The sequence below is a fragment of the Ruegeria sp. genome (genome assembly GCF_965199275.1).
GTDB lineage: Bacteria > Pseudomonadota > Alphaproteobacteria > Rhodobacterales > Rhodobacteraceae > Ruegeria.
Map to the genome: position 1 here is coordinate 12,401 of NZ_CBDAQX010000018.1, position 17,270 is coordinate 29,670.

At 65.5% G+C, this 17,270-nt stretch carries 22 protein-coding genes; 2 read left to right on the top strand and 20 right to left on the bottom strand.

Annotated elements, in window-relative coordinates; genetic code table 11:
- Positions 1–50 precede the first annotated feature (50 nt).
- The 13 genes from ACOERD_RS14360 to ACOERD_RS14420 are packed head-to-tail and all read right to left on the bottom strand — an operon-like array spanning position 51 to position 11,433.
- Positions 51–1,508, bottom strand: a complete 1,458-nt coding sequence (locus ACOERD_RS14360) for a type IV secretion system protein (RefSeq protein WP_419739476.1) — start codon at positions 1,506–1,508, stop codon at positions 51–53.
- Entirely contained in the window at positions 1,508–2,815 is a 1,308-nt protein-coding gene (locus ACOERD_RS14365; protein WP_419739477.1) for a TrbI/VirB10 family protein, read from the bottom strand. The genes ACOERD_RS14360 and ACOERD_RS14365 overlap by 1 nt, the downstream gene beginning before the upstream one ends.
- Positions 2,815–3,549, bottom strand: a complete 735-nt coding sequence (locus ACOERD_RS14370) for a VirB8/TrbF family protein (RefSeq protein ID WP_419739478.1) — start codon at positions 3,547–3,549, stop codon at positions 2,815–2,817. The genes ACOERD_RS14365 and ACOERD_RS14370 overlap by 1 nt, the downstream gene beginning before the upstream one ends.
- Positions 3,546–4,592 (bottom strand): type IV secretion system protein, encoded by a 1,047-nt coding sequence (locus tag ACOERD_RS14375; RefSeq protein WP_419739479.1) that lies wholly within the window; start codon positions 4,590–4,592, stop codon positions 3,546–3,548. Before ACOERD_RS14375 ends, ACOERD_RS14370 begins: the two co-directional genes overlap by 4 nt.
- Positions 4,592–5,473, bottom strand: a complete 882-nt coding sequence (gene trbJ / locus ACOERD_RS14380; protein ID WP_419739480.1) for a P-type conjugative transfer protein TrbJ — start codon at positions 5,471–5,473, stop codon at positions 4,592–4,594. The genes ACOERD_RS14375 and trbJ overlap by 1 nt, the downstream gene beginning before the upstream one ends.
- Entirely contained in the window at positions 5,470–7,860 is a 2,391-nt protein-coding gene (locus tag ACOERD_RS14385) for a helicase HerA domain-containing protein (RefSeq protein WP_419739481.1), read from the bottom strand. The genes trbJ and ACOERD_RS14385 overlap by 4 nt, the downstream gene beginning before the upstream one ends.
- Complete coding sequence (locus ACOERD_RS14390; RefSeq protein WP_419739482.1) at positions 7,841–8,191, bottom strand: VirB3 family type IV secretion system protein; 351 nt, start codon at positions 8,189–8,191, stop codon at positions 7,841–7,843. The genes ACOERD_RS14385 and ACOERD_RS14390 overlap by 20 nt, the downstream gene beginning before the upstream one ends.
- Complete coding sequence (locus ACOERD_RS14395) at positions 8,191–8,721, bottom strand: hypothetical protein (protein WP_419739483.1); 531 nt, start codon at positions 8,719–8,721, stop codon at positions 8,191–8,193. The genes ACOERD_RS14390 and ACOERD_RS14395 overlap by 1 nt, the downstream gene beginning before the upstream one ends.
- The gene (locus ACOERD_RS14400; RefSeq protein WP_419739484.1) at positions 8,718–9,620 is read right to left on the bottom strand and encodes a TrbG/VirB9 family P-type conjugative transfer protein; all 903 of its coding nucleotides are present in this window, start codon (positions 9,618–9,620) and stop codon (positions 8,718–8,720) included. The genes ACOERD_RS14395 and ACOERD_RS14400 overlap by 4 nt, the downstream gene beginning before the upstream one ends.
- A gap of 18 nt (positions 9,621–9,638) precedes the next feature.
- Positions 9,639–9,992, bottom strand: a complete 354-nt coding sequence (locus ACOERD_RS14405) for a TrbC/VirB2 family protein (RefSeq protein WP_419739485.1) — start codon at positions 9,990–9,992, stop codon at positions 9,639–9,641.
- Complete coding sequence (gene trbB, locus ACOERD_RS14410) at positions 9,970–10,893, bottom strand: P-type conjugative transfer ATPase TrbB (RefSeq protein ID WP_419739486.1); 924 nt, start codon at positions 10,891–10,893, stop codon at positions 9,970–9,972. The genes ACOERD_RS14405 and trbB overlap by 23 nt, the downstream gene beginning before the upstream one ends.
- Positions 10,886–11,212, bottom strand: coding sequence for a hypothetical protein (locus tag ACOERD_RS14415; RefSeq protein WP_419739487.1), 327 nt, complete (start codon positions 11,210–11,212; stop codon positions 10,886–10,888). The genes trbB and ACOERD_RS14415 overlap by 8 nt, the downstream gene beginning before the upstream one ends.
- The gene (locus ACOERD_RS14420; protein WP_419739488.1) at positions 11,209–11,433 is read right to left on the bottom strand and encodes a hypothetical protein; all 225 of its coding nucleotides are present in this window, start codon (positions 11,431–11,433) and stop codon (positions 11,209–11,211) included. The genes ACOERD_RS14415 and ACOERD_RS14420 overlap by 4 nt, the downstream gene beginning before the upstream one ends.
- A gap of 119 nt (positions 11,434–11,552) precedes the next feature.
- Between ACOERD_RS14420 and ACOERD_RS14425 the strand changes: the two genes are divergently transcribed.
- Positions 11,553–12,542 carry an Rpn family recombination-promoting nuclease/putative transposase gene (locus tag ACOERD_RS14425; protein ID WP_419739489.1) on the top strand — a complete coding sequence of 330 codons (990 nt, stop codon included), beginning with the start codon at positions 11,553–11,555 and terminating at the stop codon, positions 12,540–12,542.
- Between the two features lie 80 nt (positions 12,543–12,622).
- Here ACOERD_RS14425 and ACOERD_RS14430 read toward each other — a convergent pair whose 3' ends face one another.
- Entirely contained in the window at positions 12,623–13,237 is a 615-nt protein-coding gene (locus tag ACOERD_RS14430) for a thermonuclease family protein (protein ID WP_419738553.1), read from the bottom strand.
- 136 nt (positions 13,238–13,373) lie between these two features.
- Entirely contained in the window at positions 13,374–13,589 is a 216-nt protein-coding gene (locus ACOERD_RS14435) for a hypothetical protein (protein WP_419738554.1), read from the bottom strand.
- 76 nt (positions 13,590–13,665) lie between these two features.
- On the opposite strand from ACOERD_RS14435, the gene ACOERD_RS14440 reads away from it, so the two are divergent.
- On the top strand, positions 13,666–14,307 hold the full coding sequence (locus ACOERD_RS14440) for a hypothetical protein (protein WP_419738555.1): 642 nt from the start codon (positions 13,666–13,668) through the stop codon (positions 14,305–14,307).
- Positions 14,308–14,663: 356 nt separating this feature from the next.
- Here ACOERD_RS14440 and ACOERD_RS14445 read toward each other — a convergent pair whose 3' ends face one another.
- The 5 genes from ACOERD_RS14445 to ACOERD_RS14465 all read right to left on the bottom strand — a co-directional run bounded on the left by ACOERD_RS14445 (position 14,664) and on the right by ACOERD_RS14465 (position 17,085).
- Complete coding sequence (locus ACOERD_RS14445) at positions 14,664–15,221, bottom strand: DUF2726 domain-containing protein (RefSeq protein ID WP_419738556.1); 558 nt, start codon at positions 15,219–15,221, stop codon at positions 14,664–14,666.
- Positions 15,218–15,850, bottom strand: a complete 633-nt coding sequence (locus ACOERD_RS14450) for a prepilin peptidase (protein ID WP_419738557.1) — start codon at positions 15,848–15,850, stop codon at positions 15,218–15,220. The genes ACOERD_RS14445 and ACOERD_RS14450 overlap by 4 nt, the downstream gene beginning before the upstream one ends.
- Positions 15,847–16,293 carry a hypothetical protein gene (locus tag ACOERD_RS14455; RefSeq protein WP_419738558.1) on the bottom strand — a complete coding sequence of 149 codons (447 nt, stop codon included), beginning with the start codon at positions 16,291–16,293 and terminating at the stop codon, positions 15,847–15,849. Before ACOERD_RS14455 ends, ACOERD_RS14450 begins: the two co-directional genes overlap by 4 nt.
- Positions 16,290–16,697, bottom strand: a complete 408-nt coding sequence (locus ACOERD_RS14460; RefSeq protein WP_419738559.1) for a hypothetical protein — start codon at positions 16,695–16,697, stop codon at positions 16,290–16,292. The genes ACOERD_RS14455 and ACOERD_RS14460 overlap by 4 nt, the downstream gene beginning before the upstream one ends.
- A gap of 142 nt (positions 16,698–16,839) precedes the next feature.
- A complete protein-coding gene (locus ACOERD_RS14465) occupies positions 16,840–17,085 on the bottom strand; it encodes a hypothetical protein (RefSeq protein WP_419738560.1) in 246 nt (81 codons plus the stop codon).
- Positions 17,086–17,270 lie beyond the last annotated feature (185 nt).

Below are 17,270 nucleotides of genomic sequence, written 5' to 3' on the forward strand. Positions count from 1 at the left end.
CGGGGCGGAGCGGCGCCAGGGCCTGCACGGGTCTCGCGTCAATTCGGGTTTCATGTCTTCCCCCGTATGGCGTGCAGGCCACGCTTTGCGCCGCCGAAGACGAGGCTGGTGAAGAGCCTGCGCAGGGCGCTGCCGGTGCTGGCGGCGGGGCGTCCGGTCATCGCCTGTTCGAGCGCATCGGGCACGGATGTGACCAGCATGGTGAGGATGATCAGGCTGCCTGCAAGGATCAGGGGGCTGCCTGTTTCCCGTTCGAGATCGAAAGAGAGCAGGCGGGACATCACCGCCCCGCAGAAGAGTGCGCAGAAGAGAGACAGGGTCCTGGAGGCGGCGGTCCTGAGGTAACGGATCGCGATATGCCGGGTGCGGGTCCATCCGGCAAAGCCAAGCGCGATGATGGCGGCGGCAAAGGCGATATAGACCTCGATATAGGCGGTGATGATCACGGCCAGGAGGAGCGCGCCCACGAGCAGGATGACGATGGCCGCGATCTTGTCGGGGATGTCCCACCAGCTGCGCCCGAAAAGCTCAAGCACCATGGCGATGAGACTGTCGAAGAGATCGACCACATCGATACTGGCGCCAGTGGTGGCGACATTGAGCAGCGCTTCGGCGCTGGCGATGACCAGATCGCTGTAGGTGGAGAGGGTGATCAGGAAGACGAAGAGGGCGGCGATGGTGATGCGCTGGAGCAGGGTGGTGATATAGACCCTGAGCCCATCCCCGTCCGAGATCTGCCGGGCCGTGGTCAGGACCCATTCGATGACAGACAGGCTGAAGAGCAGCGACAGCGCGATGGAGATGAGGGTCTCCGGGATGTCGAAGAAGCTCAGGCGCAGATCGTCGAGAAAGATATCGAGATCGCTGGTGCCGGCCGCTGTCGTGGCGGCCAGGATGCGCGAGAGCGCGATCGCATCGGCAACGGCCACGGGATCATCACTCATTGCAAGCACGCCGAGCCAGGCCTCGCATGTGGTGCGCGCGCTATTGCCGCCCAGGCCATCGTAATAGGACCGGCCCGCACGCAGGCCCGTGCAAACGGGCAGGGCGGCCCATTCCCGCGCGATGGCATCGCCCATATTGGCATAGTCGGTGCGGGCGGGATCGTAGCCGCGTCGTTCCAGCAGATGCAGGGCGAGCGCATCCTGTGTGGCTGCGTTGAAGGGCGCGTCGCGCGCAACGACGCCCCCATCGACCAGTTCGCGCAGCGTGTCTTCCACGATCTGGTATTTGCCGGCCGCTTCCGAGTTTGAGCGGGCGTCGATGTGCGCCTGCCAGGCCAGCACCTCGTCCACGGTCATGGTGGTGAGCGGTTTGGGCGGTGGTTCAGCCGCACCCTGGTAGTAATCGTCATAGCCGTTGGCTTCGATGGCGCCGATGAAATCAAGCACGCCCTTGCTGCGCGCATCCGCAACATTGGCAAGGGCCGGGGCGCCTGCCAGCAGAAGGAGACCGGCGCGGCACAATGCGGACAGAAGGCGCGTTCCGGTATTGGTGATGTGCCGCATCATCGGGGCTCCAGCACGAGGTCGCGCCCGACGACGATGTTGAAAGGGTATCCGGGTCGGATGATGAGGGTTGGTCCCAGACCTGCTTGCTGGCGGTTGAAATTGCTCAGCGCGGAGCCGGTGCCGCCGCCGATATTGATGTTGAGCCCACCCCCCTGCGGCTCGGGCGCGCCGCCCAGGCCCTTCAGAATCTCTTCTTCGAGCCGCCGTGCGGCCACGCTTTCGGTTGTGTTGATGATCGTATAGAGCAGATTGCCGCCCAGGGTGCGCAGGAAGTGGCCCTTGCGCCTGTCGGCAAAGCCGGACTGGCCGGCACTGTCGGTGGCGCTCTGGCCCTCGAGGCGGATGGCGGCGCCATCGGGAAACATCAGGTGGGTCCAGACGACCCCGAGCCGTTTTTGCCCGTAATCCGTCTCAGCCTCGTATCGCCCGAAGAGCTGTGAGCCGGCCGGGACGAGACGATGCGTGCCGGTCACGGTGTCGAAGACATCGAGGCGGACGGTGCCCGAGACCACGCCGGGGGTTTCGGAATTTATGCCGGTCCTGAGCAGGCCGGGGATGACCGTGCCCTTGTGCAGGACAAAGGGCGAGGGGGCTGCCAGCGTCCGGTGCGGCGAATAGGCGCGCGCAAGATAGGGATCGGCAGGGGCCAGAGCCCCCGTCTGGGGTCCTGAGTGTCGCGACGCCTGTCCCGGAGTGCGGCGCCCTGACGGAACGCGGTTTGCTGCCTGTCCCGCTGTGTTGGTTGTGCTTGCCCCGGCCCCGGCCTGAACGCGGTTTGGCGCGGTCTGCTGCACAGAAAGGATTGGGTCCGGGTTTGGGGTCGGCGGGCTTGAGGGCGCAGGCTTTGCAGGGGATGCGGTTTGGGTCAGATCGACCCGGCTTTCACCGATGGGGGAGGATTTGGCTTGCCGTGTCAGTTCGCGGTTGGCGAGTATTTCTTCTGTTTCGGCCTCAAGGAGACGGCGCAGGCGTTCGAGTTCGGCGGCGTCGCGCAGGGCGTCTTCCGCCGTGGCCGGCGGGTTGGGGGCCGCGGTCTGGCCAACAGGTGCAGCGGGCGCGGTGCCGGGGTGCTCAACAGGCGGGTCTGGCGGTGGCGTTTCACCCACAAAGGTGCCAGGGATGATCTCATCGGTGGTCCCGAGCCTGGCCGTATCTCCTGCGTTGCCTACGTCTTGCCTTGTATCTGACCGCGGGGCGGGTTGATCGGGCTTTATGGATTGCCAGTAGAAGAGCACAAACAGGCCGATCACGAAGACGCAAATACCAAACAGGACGACCCTGACGGGTTTACCGGTGCTCTCCATCAGCCTGCGATCTCCTGTATATCGAGGTCCTGGATGAAGAGGCCGAGCGGGTTGATGTGCAGGATGGCCTGGGAGGTTGGGGGTCGGAACACCACTTGCACGGTGGCCACGAAGCGGCGCATGCCTGTCTCCCGTCCGGAGCGGCGGTCAAACAGGGTTTCGCGCCATTCCACCCGCCAGGAGCCGTCGGTGACCTGGTTGACGCTGATCACGTCCACGGCGACGGTTTCGTCTTCGGCCCGGCTGATGGGGTTGTTGCCGGGTTGCCGGAAATAGGCCCGCAGCTTGGTGGTGGCGGGCGCATCGCCGGGCAGGAAATGCTCCACCGCGCCGTGATTGGTGGCGATGACGTTGAGATCGGGGCTGACCGAGCGCAGCCGGTCGAAGAAGAGATCAAGCTCGCGGCGCACGATGGCGGCGGGCCATGTGCCAACCCGTTCCGGTGGTGGTGTGGTGGCAATCCGCGCAAGCTCGTCCACCTGTATGATATAGGGGATGTACTGGGTGCGGGCGCCCGTGTAGATGCCATAGCCCATCCCGAGACCGCCGAGGGTGAGCGCAAGCAGGGTGATGCCTGTCAGCACGCGGACGGTCTTGCGCTGGCCTGCGAAACGGTCATCCCAGTCCGCGCGGGCGGCGAGATATTCGCTGGGAGCGCCGCTGGCGGGTATGGCGGTCGCTTCTGTGGGTGTGTGTGCGTGCGGCTGCGTGTTGGTCTCTATAGCCTTGCTCATTTACCGAATCGTCCCTTTATGCTGCGGATGGATGCGGAGAGCGCCCCGCCTGCCGCTTTGCTGCCGGCTTTGAGGGTGGTCCCTGCGGCCTTCGCACCGGCCTTGCCGGCGGTTTTTGCACCTTGGCCCGCCAACCCTGCGCCTTTCGTGCCGGCGCGGTGAATGGCCCCGTCGGGTGAGGCACCGGGTGCCCCTGCGATCAGGCTCTCGATAGAGGCAGGCACGACGAAGAGCACCATGGTGAGGATGAGGCAGAGGCCGATGATCAGGATGCCGTCCTCGAACCCGTTCAGCCCTTCCATACTTTCGAGCTGGGTCTTTATGATGGCTGCAATGAGGAGCGTGGCGAAGAGCCTGAAGATGCTGCCGATGGCGCGGAAGATGAAGTTGGTTGCGAAGTGCTGCGTTGGCTGCAATATCCCGAAGCCGAGGATCAGAATGCCGAGGGTGAAGGTGATGTATATCATCACATAGGCCAGTATGATCAGGCCGGTCATGATGGCCCCCATGACGACCATCATGACCCAGACAATGGCTGCCGAGAGGGTGCCGCCGATACCTGTGCTGTTGTCCCAGATATTGAAGCCGGTATCCATCATGGGGAAGAAGATGTCGCTGGGCGAGAGGGTCTCGGGACCGCCCGCTTCGTCGGACAGGGCCTCGGCGGAGCGCAGGATGAAATCTGCAATCCCGAGGGTCTCGCCACCGCCCGACGGGATGCCGTCGATCAGCAGCAGGAAGAACCCGGCGATGACGATGCGGCGCATCAGCGCGCTCAGAACCTGCCCGATATCGCCCTGCTCCATCACGATGCGCCCGAGCGACCAGACCAGTTCGATCACGAAGAGCGAGAACAGCAGGCGGATCGCAATCCCCTTGATCCGATCCCCGACCTCGACAACGGAGGTCTCGAACGCGTCCCTGATCTCATCAACCTGGTTTGCCTCTGCCGACACGGGCGCGATCAGGGTGAGCACCGCCAGGGCGAGGCTTATATGGAGCAGCGCGCGCAACAGTGCGTGTTTGGGTCCTGTCTGTGCCATCACCGGGTTCCCCGTCCGAAGCTGCCGATGATATTGCGGCCGGGTGCGCGGCGGGCGCGCTCTTCTTCGGCGCGCCTGACGGTCTCCCGGCGCGCGGCTTCTGCCGCGTCGCGCTCCGCCATCCAGCGCGCCTGGAACAGGCTGGTCTGTTCATTCTGCGCGGCGGTGAGGAGGCGCAGCTGGGCCATCTGGCGCGCGATGGAGGTGGCCAGTTCATTGCCGACCTGAAGGGCTTCCACCTGACCCTGAACCGTCTGTCCCTGCCGGGTGATGCGGGCGATCAGTTCCGCTTCGCTGTCCACATCCTCGACCGTCATGCGGGCGGTTCCGAGGGCTGCGTTGAGCGCGCTCTGCGACAGCGCGACCCAGTCATTGTAGCGGCTCTCGAACGCGCCGCGCGAGAGCGCCGAGGCCTCAAAGAGCGGATCGGCGATCAGCCGTCCTTTCATCAGCGCATCAAGCGCCGCCCCGTCGCTGGCAAGCGCACCCGCCGAGGCCATGACAGAGCGCAGCTCGGTCAGCGAGGTGACCACATCGCCCCAGATGGTTTCCGGCAGGTTGGCGGTGTTGCGCTGCATGTTCCGGTAAGCCTGCAACTGGGTGCGCAAGAGATTGGCCTGCGTTGCCAGTTGGCGGGCATTGGTGTTCAGCAGTTTCGTTTCCAGCCCCACCAGCGAGACCAGTTCGGCATTGTTGAGCAGCTGGGTGAACTCGGTTGCCCTGCCAACAGCCCCGCCTGATGTGGCCGGGGTGGGGGGTGTGAGGGCCACCAGGGCCGCAAGGAATGTGGCGCAGACAGGGCGGGGGGAAGGCGGGCGCATGAGGGGCACATGCCGGGATGCAGGCGCCTTGAGCTTCGGGGCGTTGTGTTGGTCTGTCATGAGGCCGCGCGCTCCACGATGGGGTGCCACCAGGTGTCGGGGTTTCTGGCCCAGAGCGTTTTGGCCCTGGCCGTGTCGTCCACATCGGTGGCCCCGAGGATACTGAGGGCTTTGGGTCCGAGGCAGAAATCGACAATGCGCCGGCCCTCGGGTTTGATGATGTAATAGTCCTGCGCCGGGCGCATGGTGGCGAGAATGTCGATCTGCGCATCGCTCAGGTCGAGGTCGCGATAGGCCTGGGAAATCCGCGTGTTCTTGGCATCGGGGTCGGGCAGGAAGATGCGGGTCTTGCAGCTCTGGATCAGGGGGCCGGAGAGGCCGGTGTCGAGCGCATCACCGGTAAACTGCGTGGCCAGCACCAGCGCGCAATTGGCCTTGCGCAATTCGCGCAGCCATTTCTCGATGCGCCGGGCGAAGAGCGGGTGCCCGATAAAGGACCAGGCCTCATCAATGAGGATGAGCGAAGGGGCGCCGGTGAGGCGATGTTCGATGCGTTCGAAGAGATAATCCAGCACGGGGACGCTCAGGTGTGGGCCAGCCTCCAGTATCCTGTCGGCCTCAAACACCGTGAAACGGGAGAGATCGAGCGTGTCGGAGGGCGCGTCGATAAAACCTGCAAAGGGTCCCGCGTCGATATATTGCGCAATCACCTGCTGGACGGCGGGCACCTGGACCGCCGCCCGAAACTCCCGCAAGGCATCCGTGCTGCCCTGCAGATTGGCCAGCGCGTGGCCCAGTTCGGTGCGCGCGTCCTGCGCCAGGGTGACCTTGTTGAGCGTACAGAGCTTGTCCACCCATTCCGCCGCCCAGGCGGCTCCGAGGTCCGTCAGCCCGCTCAGGGGGCTGAGCGAGACGTCATCGGAGCCCAGGTCGATATGGGTGCCGCCGATAGCGCGGGTGAGCGTATACATGGAGTTCATCTTGTCGAAGACAAAAACCTGCGCGCCCGGGTATTTGAGGAAGTTCGACGCGATGAGGTTGAGCAGGACCGACTTGCCGGAGCCTGTGGGTCCAAAGATCAGGCTGTGGCCGATATCGCGGCTGTGCAGGTTGAAGAAGTAGGGCTCTCCCGTTGCGCTCAGCGCGCGGATGAGCGCGGGCGCGCCGGCGGGGAACTTGTTGGACGGGTTGGTGGGCTGTCCGGACCAGATGGTCGAGATCGGGATGAGGTCCGCGAAGGCCTGGCTGTTGACCAGCCCCGCCCGGAGGTTTTCGGCGCGGTGTCCGGGCAGGGTGGAGAGGAAGGCTTCGAGCGCGTTCAGCGTCTCGCGGCGGGCGGAAAAGCCGTTCTGGGACAGTTCGGTGATGATGCGCTCGGCGATGCTCTTGAGCATCGGCTCGGACCTGTCATCATTGCCAAAGAGCGTGAGCACGGTGGTGCAGGTCCCAAAACTCATCTCGCCGGCCTCGACACCGGTGAGGGCCTCTGTGGTCTCTTGCGCCATGTCATCGGCAAACTGCGAGACCGCAGCGGCCTCCTCGTCCTTGTTGAACTGGCTGCGCAGTGAGGAGCGGGAGAAGCTCCATCCCCGGCGGCGGGCGGCGATGCGGGCTTTGGCGCTGGTGGGCGAGAGCGGCAGGTAGCGCGTGGTCCATTGGTATTCGATGGGCAGCGCTTCGAGCAGGCCGAGCATTTCCGGGCTGGATTGCGCGGGATAGCCGTCCACGGCGATGAGGGCGAGCGGGCGGGCCGAGAGCGTTGGCAAGTGCCAGGGCAGGCGATGGACCCATTCGGGCGCAAGGATGTGGTCAAGATAGACCGGGATGCGGGGGACGTTGATCTTGCAAAAGCGCCCCGAGAGCGACGAGGCCAGCCGGCCCAGAAGCGCATCCCGTCGCATCGGGATCTCGTGGTGATCATCGAGATCGGTGCGCAGGCCCATGCGCGCCATCCTGTAATGCGCCCCAAGACGGCTTTCCACCATGGCGCAGCGCGCTGCGAAGTCGCGCAAAAGCTGGTCCTGGTCCGCGCTGTCCTGCCCGGTCACCCGGCCCAGCAGGTGGGAGACCGCTGCCGTGCCGGATGGCGGTTTCCAATGATAACAGAGCGTGATGCGGTTGGTGTAGTTGGCATCCCGGGCCCTGAAGAACGCCTCGCGCTCGGCCTCGAAGACCTGCAGGGCCGCCGCCTCGAAATCCTTCTCGGAGCTCTTGTAGCTGCGCAGCGGCCTGCGGGCGAACTCGATCCAGAACCCGTCCTCATCGCGAAACTCCGCCACCGCCCGGGCCAGCGCCTGCGTGCGTGCGGCCTTTTCTTCTTCCCCCAGCGGCTCGGTATCGATCCCCTCCAGGTACCAGCCTGCGATGAACGAGCCGTCCTTGCAGCGCACCACACCCTCATCGATGAGACCGTACCAGTTGATCAGCTCATTGAAGGCCTTGACCATAGCGTGCCCTCCGCCCTGTTCTGTGCGTGGATCTCTGTCCCGTGGTGGTGTCGATGACACTCACGCGCGCGGGATAGATGTCGTCATATTTGAGCCTGCGCGCCAGCGTCCGGAAGAAGGCCGGGTCATGCTCTGCCAGCCGCGCAAAGCCGACCGTGGAGGCGCCGCCTGCGCCAAGGATGAGGGCGGTTGCGATGTAATTGCCGGCCAGCATCAGCCCCGCGAGCGCCAATGTGCCGGTGCCCAGCACCAGCAGGGCCCCGGGAACCCGTTCCATCCCCATCCACAGGATCGGGCGGGTGAGCGAGCGATAGATGGGATTGGGATGCATCAACCAGGCTCCCCTTCCGTTGTGACGTTAAACCCGGAGGCGGGCAGGACACCGAACGCGGCCCGCCTGTAGGCGCGGGTGAGGCGCAGGCCCGGCAGGGCGGTGGTGGCGATCACCCGCTCCCCGTCCTCATAGGTGGTGACGGTGAAGACATAAGTGTCGCGGCGCTTCGCTGTCTCATCGACGGCAAACCCGGCCCGGCGCAGATACTGCGCGGCCCATGCCCCGCACGCCCCGAGCCTGGGCGAGACCCGGACCACCGTCTGGTTGACGCGTGCCAGCGCGTAAATCTGGCGCGCCATGTCATAGCCGATGGCGCATTCCTGCGCCGCATCGAGCCGGGCCTGTTCCCGTGCGCGGCTGGAGAGGGATGCAAAATCGACGCCCGCGCAGCCCGCAAGCAGCGCACAGACCCCCGCCAGCGCGGCGCGCGCGCCCACAGATCGCCCGACCCGTCTCAGCACCCGGGTGCCGCCCGGTATCCGAAGCCTGCCCTGCAGCACGCAAAAAGATAAACCCCGCCCGCTCATCTGGACATCCTTCGAAGGATGACTTTCTGCGCCTGTCGCCCGACGCCGATGACCAGCGCGCCGCCGGTGATCACCCGGTCGATTTCCAGCCTGTTGCCCTGCCAGCGGCTGTTGACCACGGCCTGGTTGGCCTGGCCCGGCCCGTCTGCGAGAAAGACCGGGCGTTCGCCGCGATAGCGGTCGGGCAGATCGATCCAGGTCTTGCGCCCGTCGGTGAAGACCCGGGTGGGTTTGAACGGGGCCTTGCCGCGAATGTCGAACCGGAAGTCCAGATCGCCTGAGAACACCTCGCGCGTGCCAACCTTGAGGCTTTGGCGCGCCTCCTCGATGGCCACCTGCGCCTGTCGCTCGGCCCGCAGGGCGGCGTCTTTTGCAACTTTCGCCCTTGTGGCGGCTGCGACCTCGGCGGGGTAGGTAAACGCCATCACGGGCGTGTATTCGGTGTCGCTGCGCACCAGCTGGATATCGTAGAACCGCCGGTCGGTGGGGATCAGGAGGCTGGTCCGTGTTGCCGCCGCGTCCGGCTTGACCACGACCCGCACATGCGGCTCGAGATCGGTGCCCGAGACCCGCAGCTCGGCAAGCCACAGGACCGTATCCCCCAAAGCGAGGTCTTCGCGCAGCACTTCACCGGGCTGCAGCTGGATGGTGCAAAAGTGCAGGGGTCGGCATTTGAGCACGGGGATCCCGGCGCCATGCTGAACCACCACCGTGTTGTTCGGCCCGCGCCCCACGGATTGATCCCGCGCCTTTGCCTCACCCGCCAGCTTGTCGATGCGCTCCTGGCAGGCGGCATCACAGGCCAGCGTGGGGGAGGCTGCGACCCCGCCCATGCCGATCAGGACGGCCAGGAGCGCCGCTCTGAACAGGGGTCGGGTGTGCCGGTGCCTCAGTGTCATATCCGCAACTCCATCCCCTCACCCCGCGATCACGGCGCCGGTGACGCCGAAAAGCACCTGCACAAACCGGGTGGCCAGAACCAGCAGGCAGATGCCGACAACCGTGGTCAGCAATCCCCGGGTCATGCCGCCCATCTCGCCCCCGAAGATCCAGCGCACGCCAAGGACCACCATGCCGCCAAGCGCGAACATGAACGCCACCGGGCCGGTGATTGCCCCGGAAATCCGCTCAATCGGCGTGTCCCAGGGCAGGGCACTGCCGGAACTTGGGGCGGCACTTGCCGCCCCCGTCATCAGAGCCAGAAGAACCAGCGCGGACAGCAAGGGCCCTGCGCGCAGATAAAGCGCCTTACGCGAAGATAAACCGGTCATGTTCATATCCTTTCACACTCAGTATCTCGGTGACGCGGCGGCCCGCGCGGGTGGCGGCGAGAAACACCACCAGATCAACAGCCTCGGCGATCACCGCCCGTTGCGGTGTGATCGAGGCCTCGCAGACCAGCATGTCGAGACGGCTCAGGGCGGCGCACGCCGAATTGGCATGGACAGAGGTCAAGCCGCCGGGATGGCCGGTATTCCAGGCCTTGATCATCGCCAGCGCCGCGCCATCGCGGGTCTCGCCCACGATGATCCGGTCCGGGCGCAGGCGCAGGCTCGAGGCCACCAGCCGGGTCATGTCCACGGTGATCGAGCTTTGCAGGAAGACCGCATTCAACAGATCGCTCTGCAATTCCGGCGTATCCTCTATGATCACCGGGCGCTGGTCGGGGTCGCGCTTCGCCGCTTCCCCGATCAGCATGTTCAGGAAGGTGGTCTTGCCCGATCCGGTGCCGCCGGCCACGACGATGTTCTGCCGGGTGTCCAGGGCGGCTTGCACCTGCTCCGCCTGCGCGGGATCGAGTGTGCCGCTGTCGATATAATCCTGCATCGAGAAGATGCGCGACGCATGAAACCGGATCGAAAACATCGGCGCCGGGGCGCAGGGCGGAATGACCCCCTCGAACCGAAACCCCGCCCCCGGCATGCGCGCCGACACAATCGGGCTCTTCGGCGTGACCGGCACCCCCCGCGCGGTGGCGCAGAACCGGATGATCCGGCCCCTGGCTTCCGCCTCAATGTGGCCCACACAATCCGGGGCCTTGCCCAACCGCACCACAAACACCGTGCCATTGGGGTTGGCCGAAAGCTCCACGATCTCAGGGTCATCAAGCAGCGCACCATGGGGGCCAAGGGCCGCGCGGATGAACCGATCAAGCTGTGCGGCGTCACTCATGGGCGCGCTCCGGATCGTGGTTCGATGGCGTCTGTGACAGTATTGGCTCCTCTCGTCCAAAGCTGCCGATGATGTTGCGGCCGGGTTTCCGCTTGGCGCGGGCCTCCTCAAAGCGTTTGATGCTTGCCCGTCGCGCGGCGTCCTCTGCGTCGAGCGCGTCTCCGAGCGGGGCGATCTGATGGAAGAGCAGCGCCGTGAGCAGGACGTTGAGGATCACCATCGCCATCAGGAACCGGTGCTGCCGGAGGCTCTCCCGGCCCAGACGCTTGAGCGTCCTGCCGATGCCGGCAAGCGTGTGGCCCCCTTCCGGTTTGCTCATGCCATCCCCCCGTCATCGGGGCGCATGTCGCCTGCTTGCCCGTCCCGCTCCCGGGGCACGAAGGCGCGCAGTTCCGTGGCCCCGACGGGGAAGTCCAGCCGGATCGTGTGGTAGATCTCGCCCGTGTTCCTGTTCGTGTTCTCGAAGAGGACACCGACGCGGGGGTAGCGCGTCTTTCCGTCCTTTCCCGCGACGGGGACATGCACTGTGAAATGGCTCATGGTCAGGGTCCTTTCATGGATGGGGGCCGGGGGTGAGGGTCTTCCAGGTGGCAATCGGGCCTTGCGCCGCGCGGTCTCTGCGCATAGCAGGGGCAAAAGACGCGCCTGCCGGAGGACAGATGGCCGAGCTTTCCAACGCCCATGACGCGCTCATTCGCGCCGCGTTCGAGGACCCGAAGCTGGTCCGCGCCTTCCTGCGCGATCACCTGCCCAACGCAATTGCCGCCCATCTCGACCTGTCGCGCCCGCAGAAGGTGGACGGGACGTTTGTGGATGAGGCCCTGGCCGGCAGCCAGAGTGACGCGCTCTTCCGGGTGTCCACCCGGTCCGGCCGCGCGGCCTGGTGCTATCTGCTGGTCGAGCACAAGAGCACTCCCGACACGGACCTGCCGCTGCAACTGGCCGGCTACATGATCCGGATCTGGCGCCGGCTGAGGAAGGAATACGGCCCGGCCCTGAAGGGCAGGCTCCCGGCCATCGTGCCGCTGGTGCTTTATAACGGCGAACGGCGCTGGCGCGTGCCGGACGGGCTGGGCGCGATGATCGACGCGCCGCCGGAACTGGTGTTTTTGCCCGGCGCGGCCTATATTCTGAGAAATATCGGCGAGATACCCACCGCCGCGCTGTCGCAGGACCCGGCGCTCAAAGCTGTGCTGATCGCGATGAAGCGCGAGGCGGTGCGCTATCTTGAGGATGTGGTGAACGACCTGCCAATGGGCAGTGATCTGCGCAGGCAGGTCTTCACCTATATCAGCGAGGTCTACCAGGATGTGGACCGCGACGATATCATGGCGGAACTGCGGCGCCTGGGCGCCCATGACATGGAGGCGCATATGGGAACGATCGCACAGACGATGCATGCCGAGGGCAAGGCGGTGGGCCTGGCCGAGGGCCTGGCTGCCGGTGAGGCAAAGGGCAAGGCGGAGGGTCTGGCGGTTGGCAAGGCCGAAACCCTGCTGCGCCTGCTTGAGCGCCGGTTCGGCCATGTGCCCCAAGCAATGCGTGACCGGGTTGCTGCCGCTGATGTCGATCAGCTTGATACCTGGTTCGATGCGGCGATCGATGCGCCGTCCTTGTCGGCTGTGTTTGACCCGAACACCCCGCATTGAGGTGGGTCCCGCGCGCGAGATCAGGTCAGGCTTGCTGATACATTTGCCATAAACTTCATTATGCCGCTCAAGCGTGACTCTCATCGCTGCGCCCTCCTCTCACAGCCCTCGGGCGCGGGTGAGGGCTGCGGGGCAGCCTCCCTCTCCAGCCGTGCGCCCTTGCGCCAGTCCCAGGGCGCGACAAACCGCCCGGCCCAGATCCCGCGCTGCGCGGCCTGCGCGATCTCTTCGGCCTTGACGTAATCCGGACTGTACCGACGGTAAGCCAGCGCCTGGCCGGTCTCGACCAGCCAGCGGTTCAGGTCGACCCCGTTCTGAGAGCACACCGCCACGACCCGCGTGTAGCGATGGTCGATATCCGTTTGCTCGCAGCGCACCACCCCGTCTCCGATCCGGTCTGCCAGGGCCCGCGCCGCGCAGTGCCCGCAGCGATAGAGCGCACCCTTTGCATCCGCGCAGCTCTGCCCGCTCTCGGGCGCGTCGATGCCGTGCAGCCGGATCCGCTGGCCATGTATCTCCAGCGTGTCGCCATCTGTGACCGTGGCCACGCCCTGAAGACCTGTGCCCCGCAAACCTGTCCCCTGTGCCGGGGTCGGGGCAACAAGGGCCCGCATGATCTGATCGAGCCTCTCATGTGAGGCAAACAGACCCGCGGCCATCAGGATGGCCAGGGCCAGCACAAGCCAGTCCCTCACGGTGCGCCGCCCGGTCATCGGCGGCCCCCGGGCTCTGACAGGCGGGCGTGCAAAGCAAACGCCCCCTGCCGGGTCATTGGACTGTCTGCGCCCCTGCCCCTCATCCTGCCCCCGCCCCGGCGGCGGGGTCGGGTGGTCATGGCCCGTGCCTGTTTGCGGGGACCTCCGGGGTGTGCGTGGGTGTGCGTTGGCAGATGCTTCGGTCGGGAAAGATGAACGGATCGCCGCACTGGATGGTGTTGCGCGTGAACGTGAGCGCCAGCAGCAGGAGGGTGCCGATGATGACGCCCATCCCGAATCTGGAGATGAAAATCCACAACAGCTTCAGGAGCGGTGTTCCAACGGGTTGCATAAAGGTGCCCTTTTGTGTTTGGGGTGTGTGCCTGTTTTGCCCGCACTGGCCGGGCAGCCGGGGCACATGCACATGAATGTGGGAGGGGGTATGTCTGACCCGCCCCGGCAATGTTCTGGACGAGGCACGGGGTTTTGCCCCGCGCCCCGCATTCCTTCATATTGTGATCGTCCAAAATACAAATATGAAAGGAATCACTCTGCTCTCTGGCGTTGGATTCGTCCGTTTCGCATTCAACTGGCCGCAGGACCGGGGAATGCGAAATCACCTGATCGTTTTGTGCGCAATGGAGATTGAGCACTTCGAAACGTCTGGCCGCGCCATCGGGTCCCGCTCTCTTGCCCGTGCTCTTGATTGTGAGGGTGTCACGAACAGCTTGCAGGATGCGCGATTCACACTTCGGGTCGCGCGATATATGCCATTTCTTGGTTTTAGACTGTTGGGTTTGAAGCAACTCTGGCTGGAACTCATGGGATGCAGAATTGCACTCAATGGCCGATTTCCAATGACTGGCCTTGATACGTTGCGCACCGTTGCTGGTGATCGCCTCAACATGGACCCCGTCAGGGCGGGTAAAATGACGGTTGACGACCTGTATAGAGCGTACTCTTCGGCACCGCTTATTGAACATTGGCAACACGAGCATAGACAGTTTCTTGAAGACTGCGCGCGTTCCGGAAGAAACCCGGGCTTCTTGCGTATTTTTGCTCATCGGTGAGGCGGCGTTACAGCATTTCCGGTTATCAATGAGGTCAATGGGCGGTTCTGCGCGCCCAAGGTGCCGCCGACAGCCAGCACAAACCGTCTCAAGGTTAACTGGACGTGCCATAAGGGCGTTCCGGATACCGTCGAACAGGCACGCTGTTTTCTTGTGGAACCCAGGGGCGATCATGACAGCGGTGGGGGGTGTGCAGATCATGAGCCGCCGCCTGTTACCCCCTGTTGCTGCGTGCAGGGACGCGCGGGCTTTCCGGGTCATTGGACTGTCTGCGCCCGTGCCCCTCATCCTGCAGCCGTCCCTGCGGCAGAGGTCATATGCGCCTGTCACGCTGCGGGCGGTTTTGCGCGGGCGGCTCATGGGCGTGCCTCCCGTTTGGGCAGGATCAGGTCCATGGCGCGCTCGATCGTGCGTGTGTCATACTCTGCCGGGATCGCGATCAGCGTGAGGCCCGCCTCCTCCAGCGCCGCCTTCTTCCTGCGATCACCGAGGCCCGCGCGGAGGCCCGCGCGGCTGGAGCGGCTTTTTGTGGGCCCGTTATGGCCGCGCCCCTGGTATTCGATGACGGCCACCACGTTGAAGCCCGCATCCACAACCACAAGATCGGCGCGGCGCGCATTGATGGTCAAAAACCGGGACCGGTCGCGGCAGCAGAGCATTTCGCCGTAGCACACCTGCGCCATCAACCGCAGGCCCTTTGGAAGCCGTGCCTCGATGCGGCGATAAAGCTTCGCCTCCTGCCGGTTCAGGATCGCGCGGGCCACAAAGCCCGTGTGTGCGCGCGTCGCGGCCCGCGCGGCAACCCGGCGCCGGTGCGCGAGAGCGATCCAACCTGCGCCTGAGGCGAGCAAGGCCATAAATCCCGGCAGCAGACCGGCGGGCAGGCTGTCCAGCATGTCGACCAATCCCGTCATTGCCCCCCTCCGCGCGCGGATTTACCGCGCCGCTCAAATGCCAGGCCGACCAGGACGGTAGAGGCGAGTATCGTGACGGGGAGAGCCACATCCACAAGGGCGTCCAGCACCGGTGCAAAGAGCCGTATGTCCTGCTCTGCCGGAGCCGCAAGGCGCAGCCCCAGACCCAGCGCCGCCGCAGGCATTGCGGGCAGGGCGGCGGGAAACATCGAGCGAAACAGCCGCTTGCCGCGCGCGATGCTGTAGAGGGCGGCGGTGAGGGCAGAGAAGAGACAGAGCGCGGCAAGCACCGGGACGGCCCCCTCCCGTCCCGCCACAAAGCCCAGGAAAGCCATCAGGGCAATATCCCCCCGCCCGAGCCGGGCAGGGTGCAGCCGCCGGGCTATCCATGTGGCGCCCCCGAACAGACCGGCACCCAACAGCGCGTCGGGCACTGCGGAGCGCCCGCCCGCCACAAGAAGGACCGGCACAAGGGCCAGCGTGGCAAGGCCCAGCCCTTCGAAGTGGATCTCGAAGCGCCGGCAATCGTGCCAGGCGATGCAGGCCATGGCCAAAAGCGCCACGCCCGTGCAGCAGAGCGCCATCAGCAGAACCGGGCCTTCGGCGGTATCAAGGATCGGGAGCGTCATGTCATGGGGTCCCCTTGATTGTTGCGGCGGAGGGGTTTCGGGCCGGGTGCCATGTCGGGTTTTGGGTCGGGTTTTGGGTCGGGTTTCGGGGCATCGCGCCGCGCGGCCTCAAAGCCCTGCACGCGCAGCGTGAGCGCGGTGCTGATCTGTGTGCTCTTGCAGCCCAGCCGGTCCGCGGCCACCTTGCGGCGCGCGCGCGGGGCCAGGCGCATGAGGTCGGAGAGCGCGCGATGGACCCGGGCCGGATCAAGCCCGGCCATCTGGCAGACCGTGCGGAAATCCCGCCCCGGCCAGGCCCCCACCCATCGCTCGGCCTCTTGCCGCGCGCGGGCGCGGGCGTCAGAGGCGCAAAGATCGCGCACCACCGCAAAGAGCACCGCCACCCACACCATCCGGCAGGAGGTCTCTTCGATATGGGGCAAGGATATGCGCGTGTGGATCATGGCGTCTCTCCCGGTCCATCCGGTGCGGTGTCTTCGGCGGCCCGCAACCGGTTTGCCAGTTCCGCCGACCATGCGGGCGGGCGGATCAGCTCGTCCAGCAGCAGGCCCAGAATCGATGCGGGTTTCTCTGCGCCGGTGCGCAGATCGAACGCGCGGCTCATCGAGCGGGCGAGGCTTGCTGCCGTCACGCCCTCATGCTGGAGCATGACCGACAGCGCGATACACAGATCCGAGACCAGCGCCTCCATATCCGAGCCCGAGCGGTAGCCGCTATCGTAGAAGATCTCGAGTGGCGTCATGTGATCGGCCCCATAACCGATGGTGACGAAAATCGTCTTTCCCGCCCATGTCAGCTTGCGGGTCTCGCCGGGGCGGCGGTCTGGCAGGGGAATGCGGTCCGTCATGGCTGCCTCCCGCGTCGAATTGTGGCGCGGCCAAACCACCGTCGTGGCCTGACCGCGCTGTCCTCCATACTGAAGTTTCCAACAAACAGGAGGAGGAAACTGCTATGGCGTGTGGTCCTGCGCGCCGCGCCGGGGGCGGTCTTCAGCGCCGCGCGAACCCGAGCACCAGCCTCTGGAAGTGGCGCGTGACATCGCGGCGGCTGGCCGTGGTGCGCAGGATGAACCCCTGCACCGGGTCCGTGTCGCGCCGCCAGGTGCAGAGCGCACGATCGCCATCCCGGCCGTCGCCGCCATCCCATGTGATCGAGACGTGCCAGACATGGCCGCCGATCTTGCGGGTCTGCCGCCATGTGGGTGCGTCGGGGGCGTGTTGTGCTGTCCGTGCCATCCTGTCCTGCGGCCCGTGCCGGGGAAATCTCTGCACTGCGACCATAGCACAGAACCGCCGCGCGCGGATCCACCGTCAGGCCGGGCTGTGCCCTGGTCTCCGCCCGTGTCTCTGCCATGCTCCTGCCCATCCTCTTCTGCCCGCGCCTGACGGGGCGTGCAAAGCGGGCCTGGTGCTGCACGGTG

What these genes read in the sequence shown, in the direction of transcription:
- ACOERD_RS14360 (WP_419739476.1), bottom strand. Translation starts at nt 1,508, where the DNA reads ATGCGGCACATCACCAATACCGGAACGCGCCTTCTGTCCGCATTGTGC.
- ACOERD_RS14365 (WP_419739477.1), bottom strand. Translation starts at nt 2,815, where the DNA reads ATGGAGAGCACCGGTAAACCCGTCAGGGTCGTCCTGTTTGGTATTTGC.
- ACOERD_RS14370 (WP_419739478.1), bottom strand. Translation starts at nt 3,549, where the DNA reads ATGAGCAAGGCTATAGAGACCAACACGCAGCCGCACGCACACACACCC.
- ACOERD_RS14375 (WP_419739479.1), bottom strand. Translation starts at nt 4,592, where the DNA reads ATGGCACAGACAGGACCCAAACACGCACTGTTGCGCGCGCTGCTCCAT.
- trbJ (WP_419739480.1), bottom strand. Translation starts at nt 5,473, where the DNA reads ATGACAGACCAACACAACGCCCCGAAGCTCAAGGCGCCTGCATCCCGG.
- ACOERD_RS14385 (WP_419739481.1), bottom strand. Translation starts at nt 7,860, where the DNA reads ATGGTCAAGGCCTTCAATGAGCTGATCAACTGGTACGGTCTCATCGAT.
- ACOERD_RS14390 (WP_419739482.1), bottom strand. Translation starts at nt 8,191, where the DNA reads ATGCATCCCAATCCCATCTATCGCTCGCTCACCCGCCCGATCCTGTGG.
- ACOERD_RS14395 (WP_419739483.1), bottom strand. Translation starts at nt 8,721, where the DNA reads ATGAGCGGGCGGGGTTTATCTTTTTGCGTGCTGCAGGGCAGGCTTCGG.
- ACOERD_RS14400 (WP_419739484.1), bottom strand. Translation starts at nt 9,620, where the DNA reads ATGACACTGAGGCACCGGCACACCCGACCCCTGTTCAGAGCGGCGCTC.
- ACOERD_RS14405 (WP_419739485.1), bottom strand. Translation starts at nt 9,992, where the DNA reads ATGACCGGTTTATCTTCGCGTAAGGCGCTTTATCTGCGCGCAGGGCCC.
- trbB (WP_419739486.1), bottom strand. Translation starts at nt 10,893, where the DNA reads ATGAGTGACGCCGCACAGCTTGATCGGTTCATCCGCGCGGCCCTTGGC.
- ACOERD_RS14415 (WP_419739487.1), bottom strand. Translation starts at nt 11,212, where the DNA reads ATGAGCAAACCGGAAGGGGGCCACACGCTTGCCGGCATCGGCAGGACG.
- ACOERD_RS14420 (WP_419739488.1), bottom strand. Translation starts at nt 11,433, where the DNA reads ATGAGCCATTTCACAGTGCATGTCCCCGTCGCGGGAAAGGACGGAAAG.
- ACOERD_RS14425 (WP_419739489.1), top strand. Translation starts at nt 11,553, where the DNA reads ATGGCCGAGCTTTCCAACGCCCATGACGCGCTCATTCGCGCCGCGTTC.
- ACOERD_RS14435 (WP_419738554.1), bottom strand. Translation starts at nt 13,589, where the DNA reads ATGCAACCCGTTGGAACACCGCTCCTGAAGCTGTTGTGGATTTTCATC.
- ACOERD_RS14440 (WP_419738555.1), top strand. Translation starts at nt 13,666, where the DNA reads ATGTGGGAGGGGGTATGTCTGACCCGCCCCGGCAATGTTCTGGACGAG.
- ACOERD_RS14445 (WP_419738556.1), bottom strand. Translation starts at nt 15,221, where the DNA reads ATGACGGGATTGGTCGACATGCTGGACAGCCTGCCCGCCGGTCTGCTG.
- ACOERD_RS14450 (WP_419738557.1), bottom strand. Translation starts at nt 15,850, where the DNA reads ATGACGCTCCCGATCCTTGATACCGCCGAAGGCCCGGTTCTGCTGATG.
- ACOERD_RS14455 (WP_419738558.1), bottom strand. Translation starts at nt 16,293, where the DNA reads ATGATCCACACGCGCATATCCTTGCCCCATATCGAAGAGACCTCCTGC.
- ACOERD_RS14460 (WP_419738559.1), bottom strand. Translation starts at nt 16,697, where the DNA reads ATGACGGACCGCATTCCCCTGCCAGACCGCCGCCCCGGCGAGACCCGC.
- ACOERD_RS14465 (WP_419738560.1), bottom strand. Translation starts at nt 17,085, where the DNA reads ATGGCACGGACAGCACAACACGCCCCCGACGCACCCACATGGCGGCAG.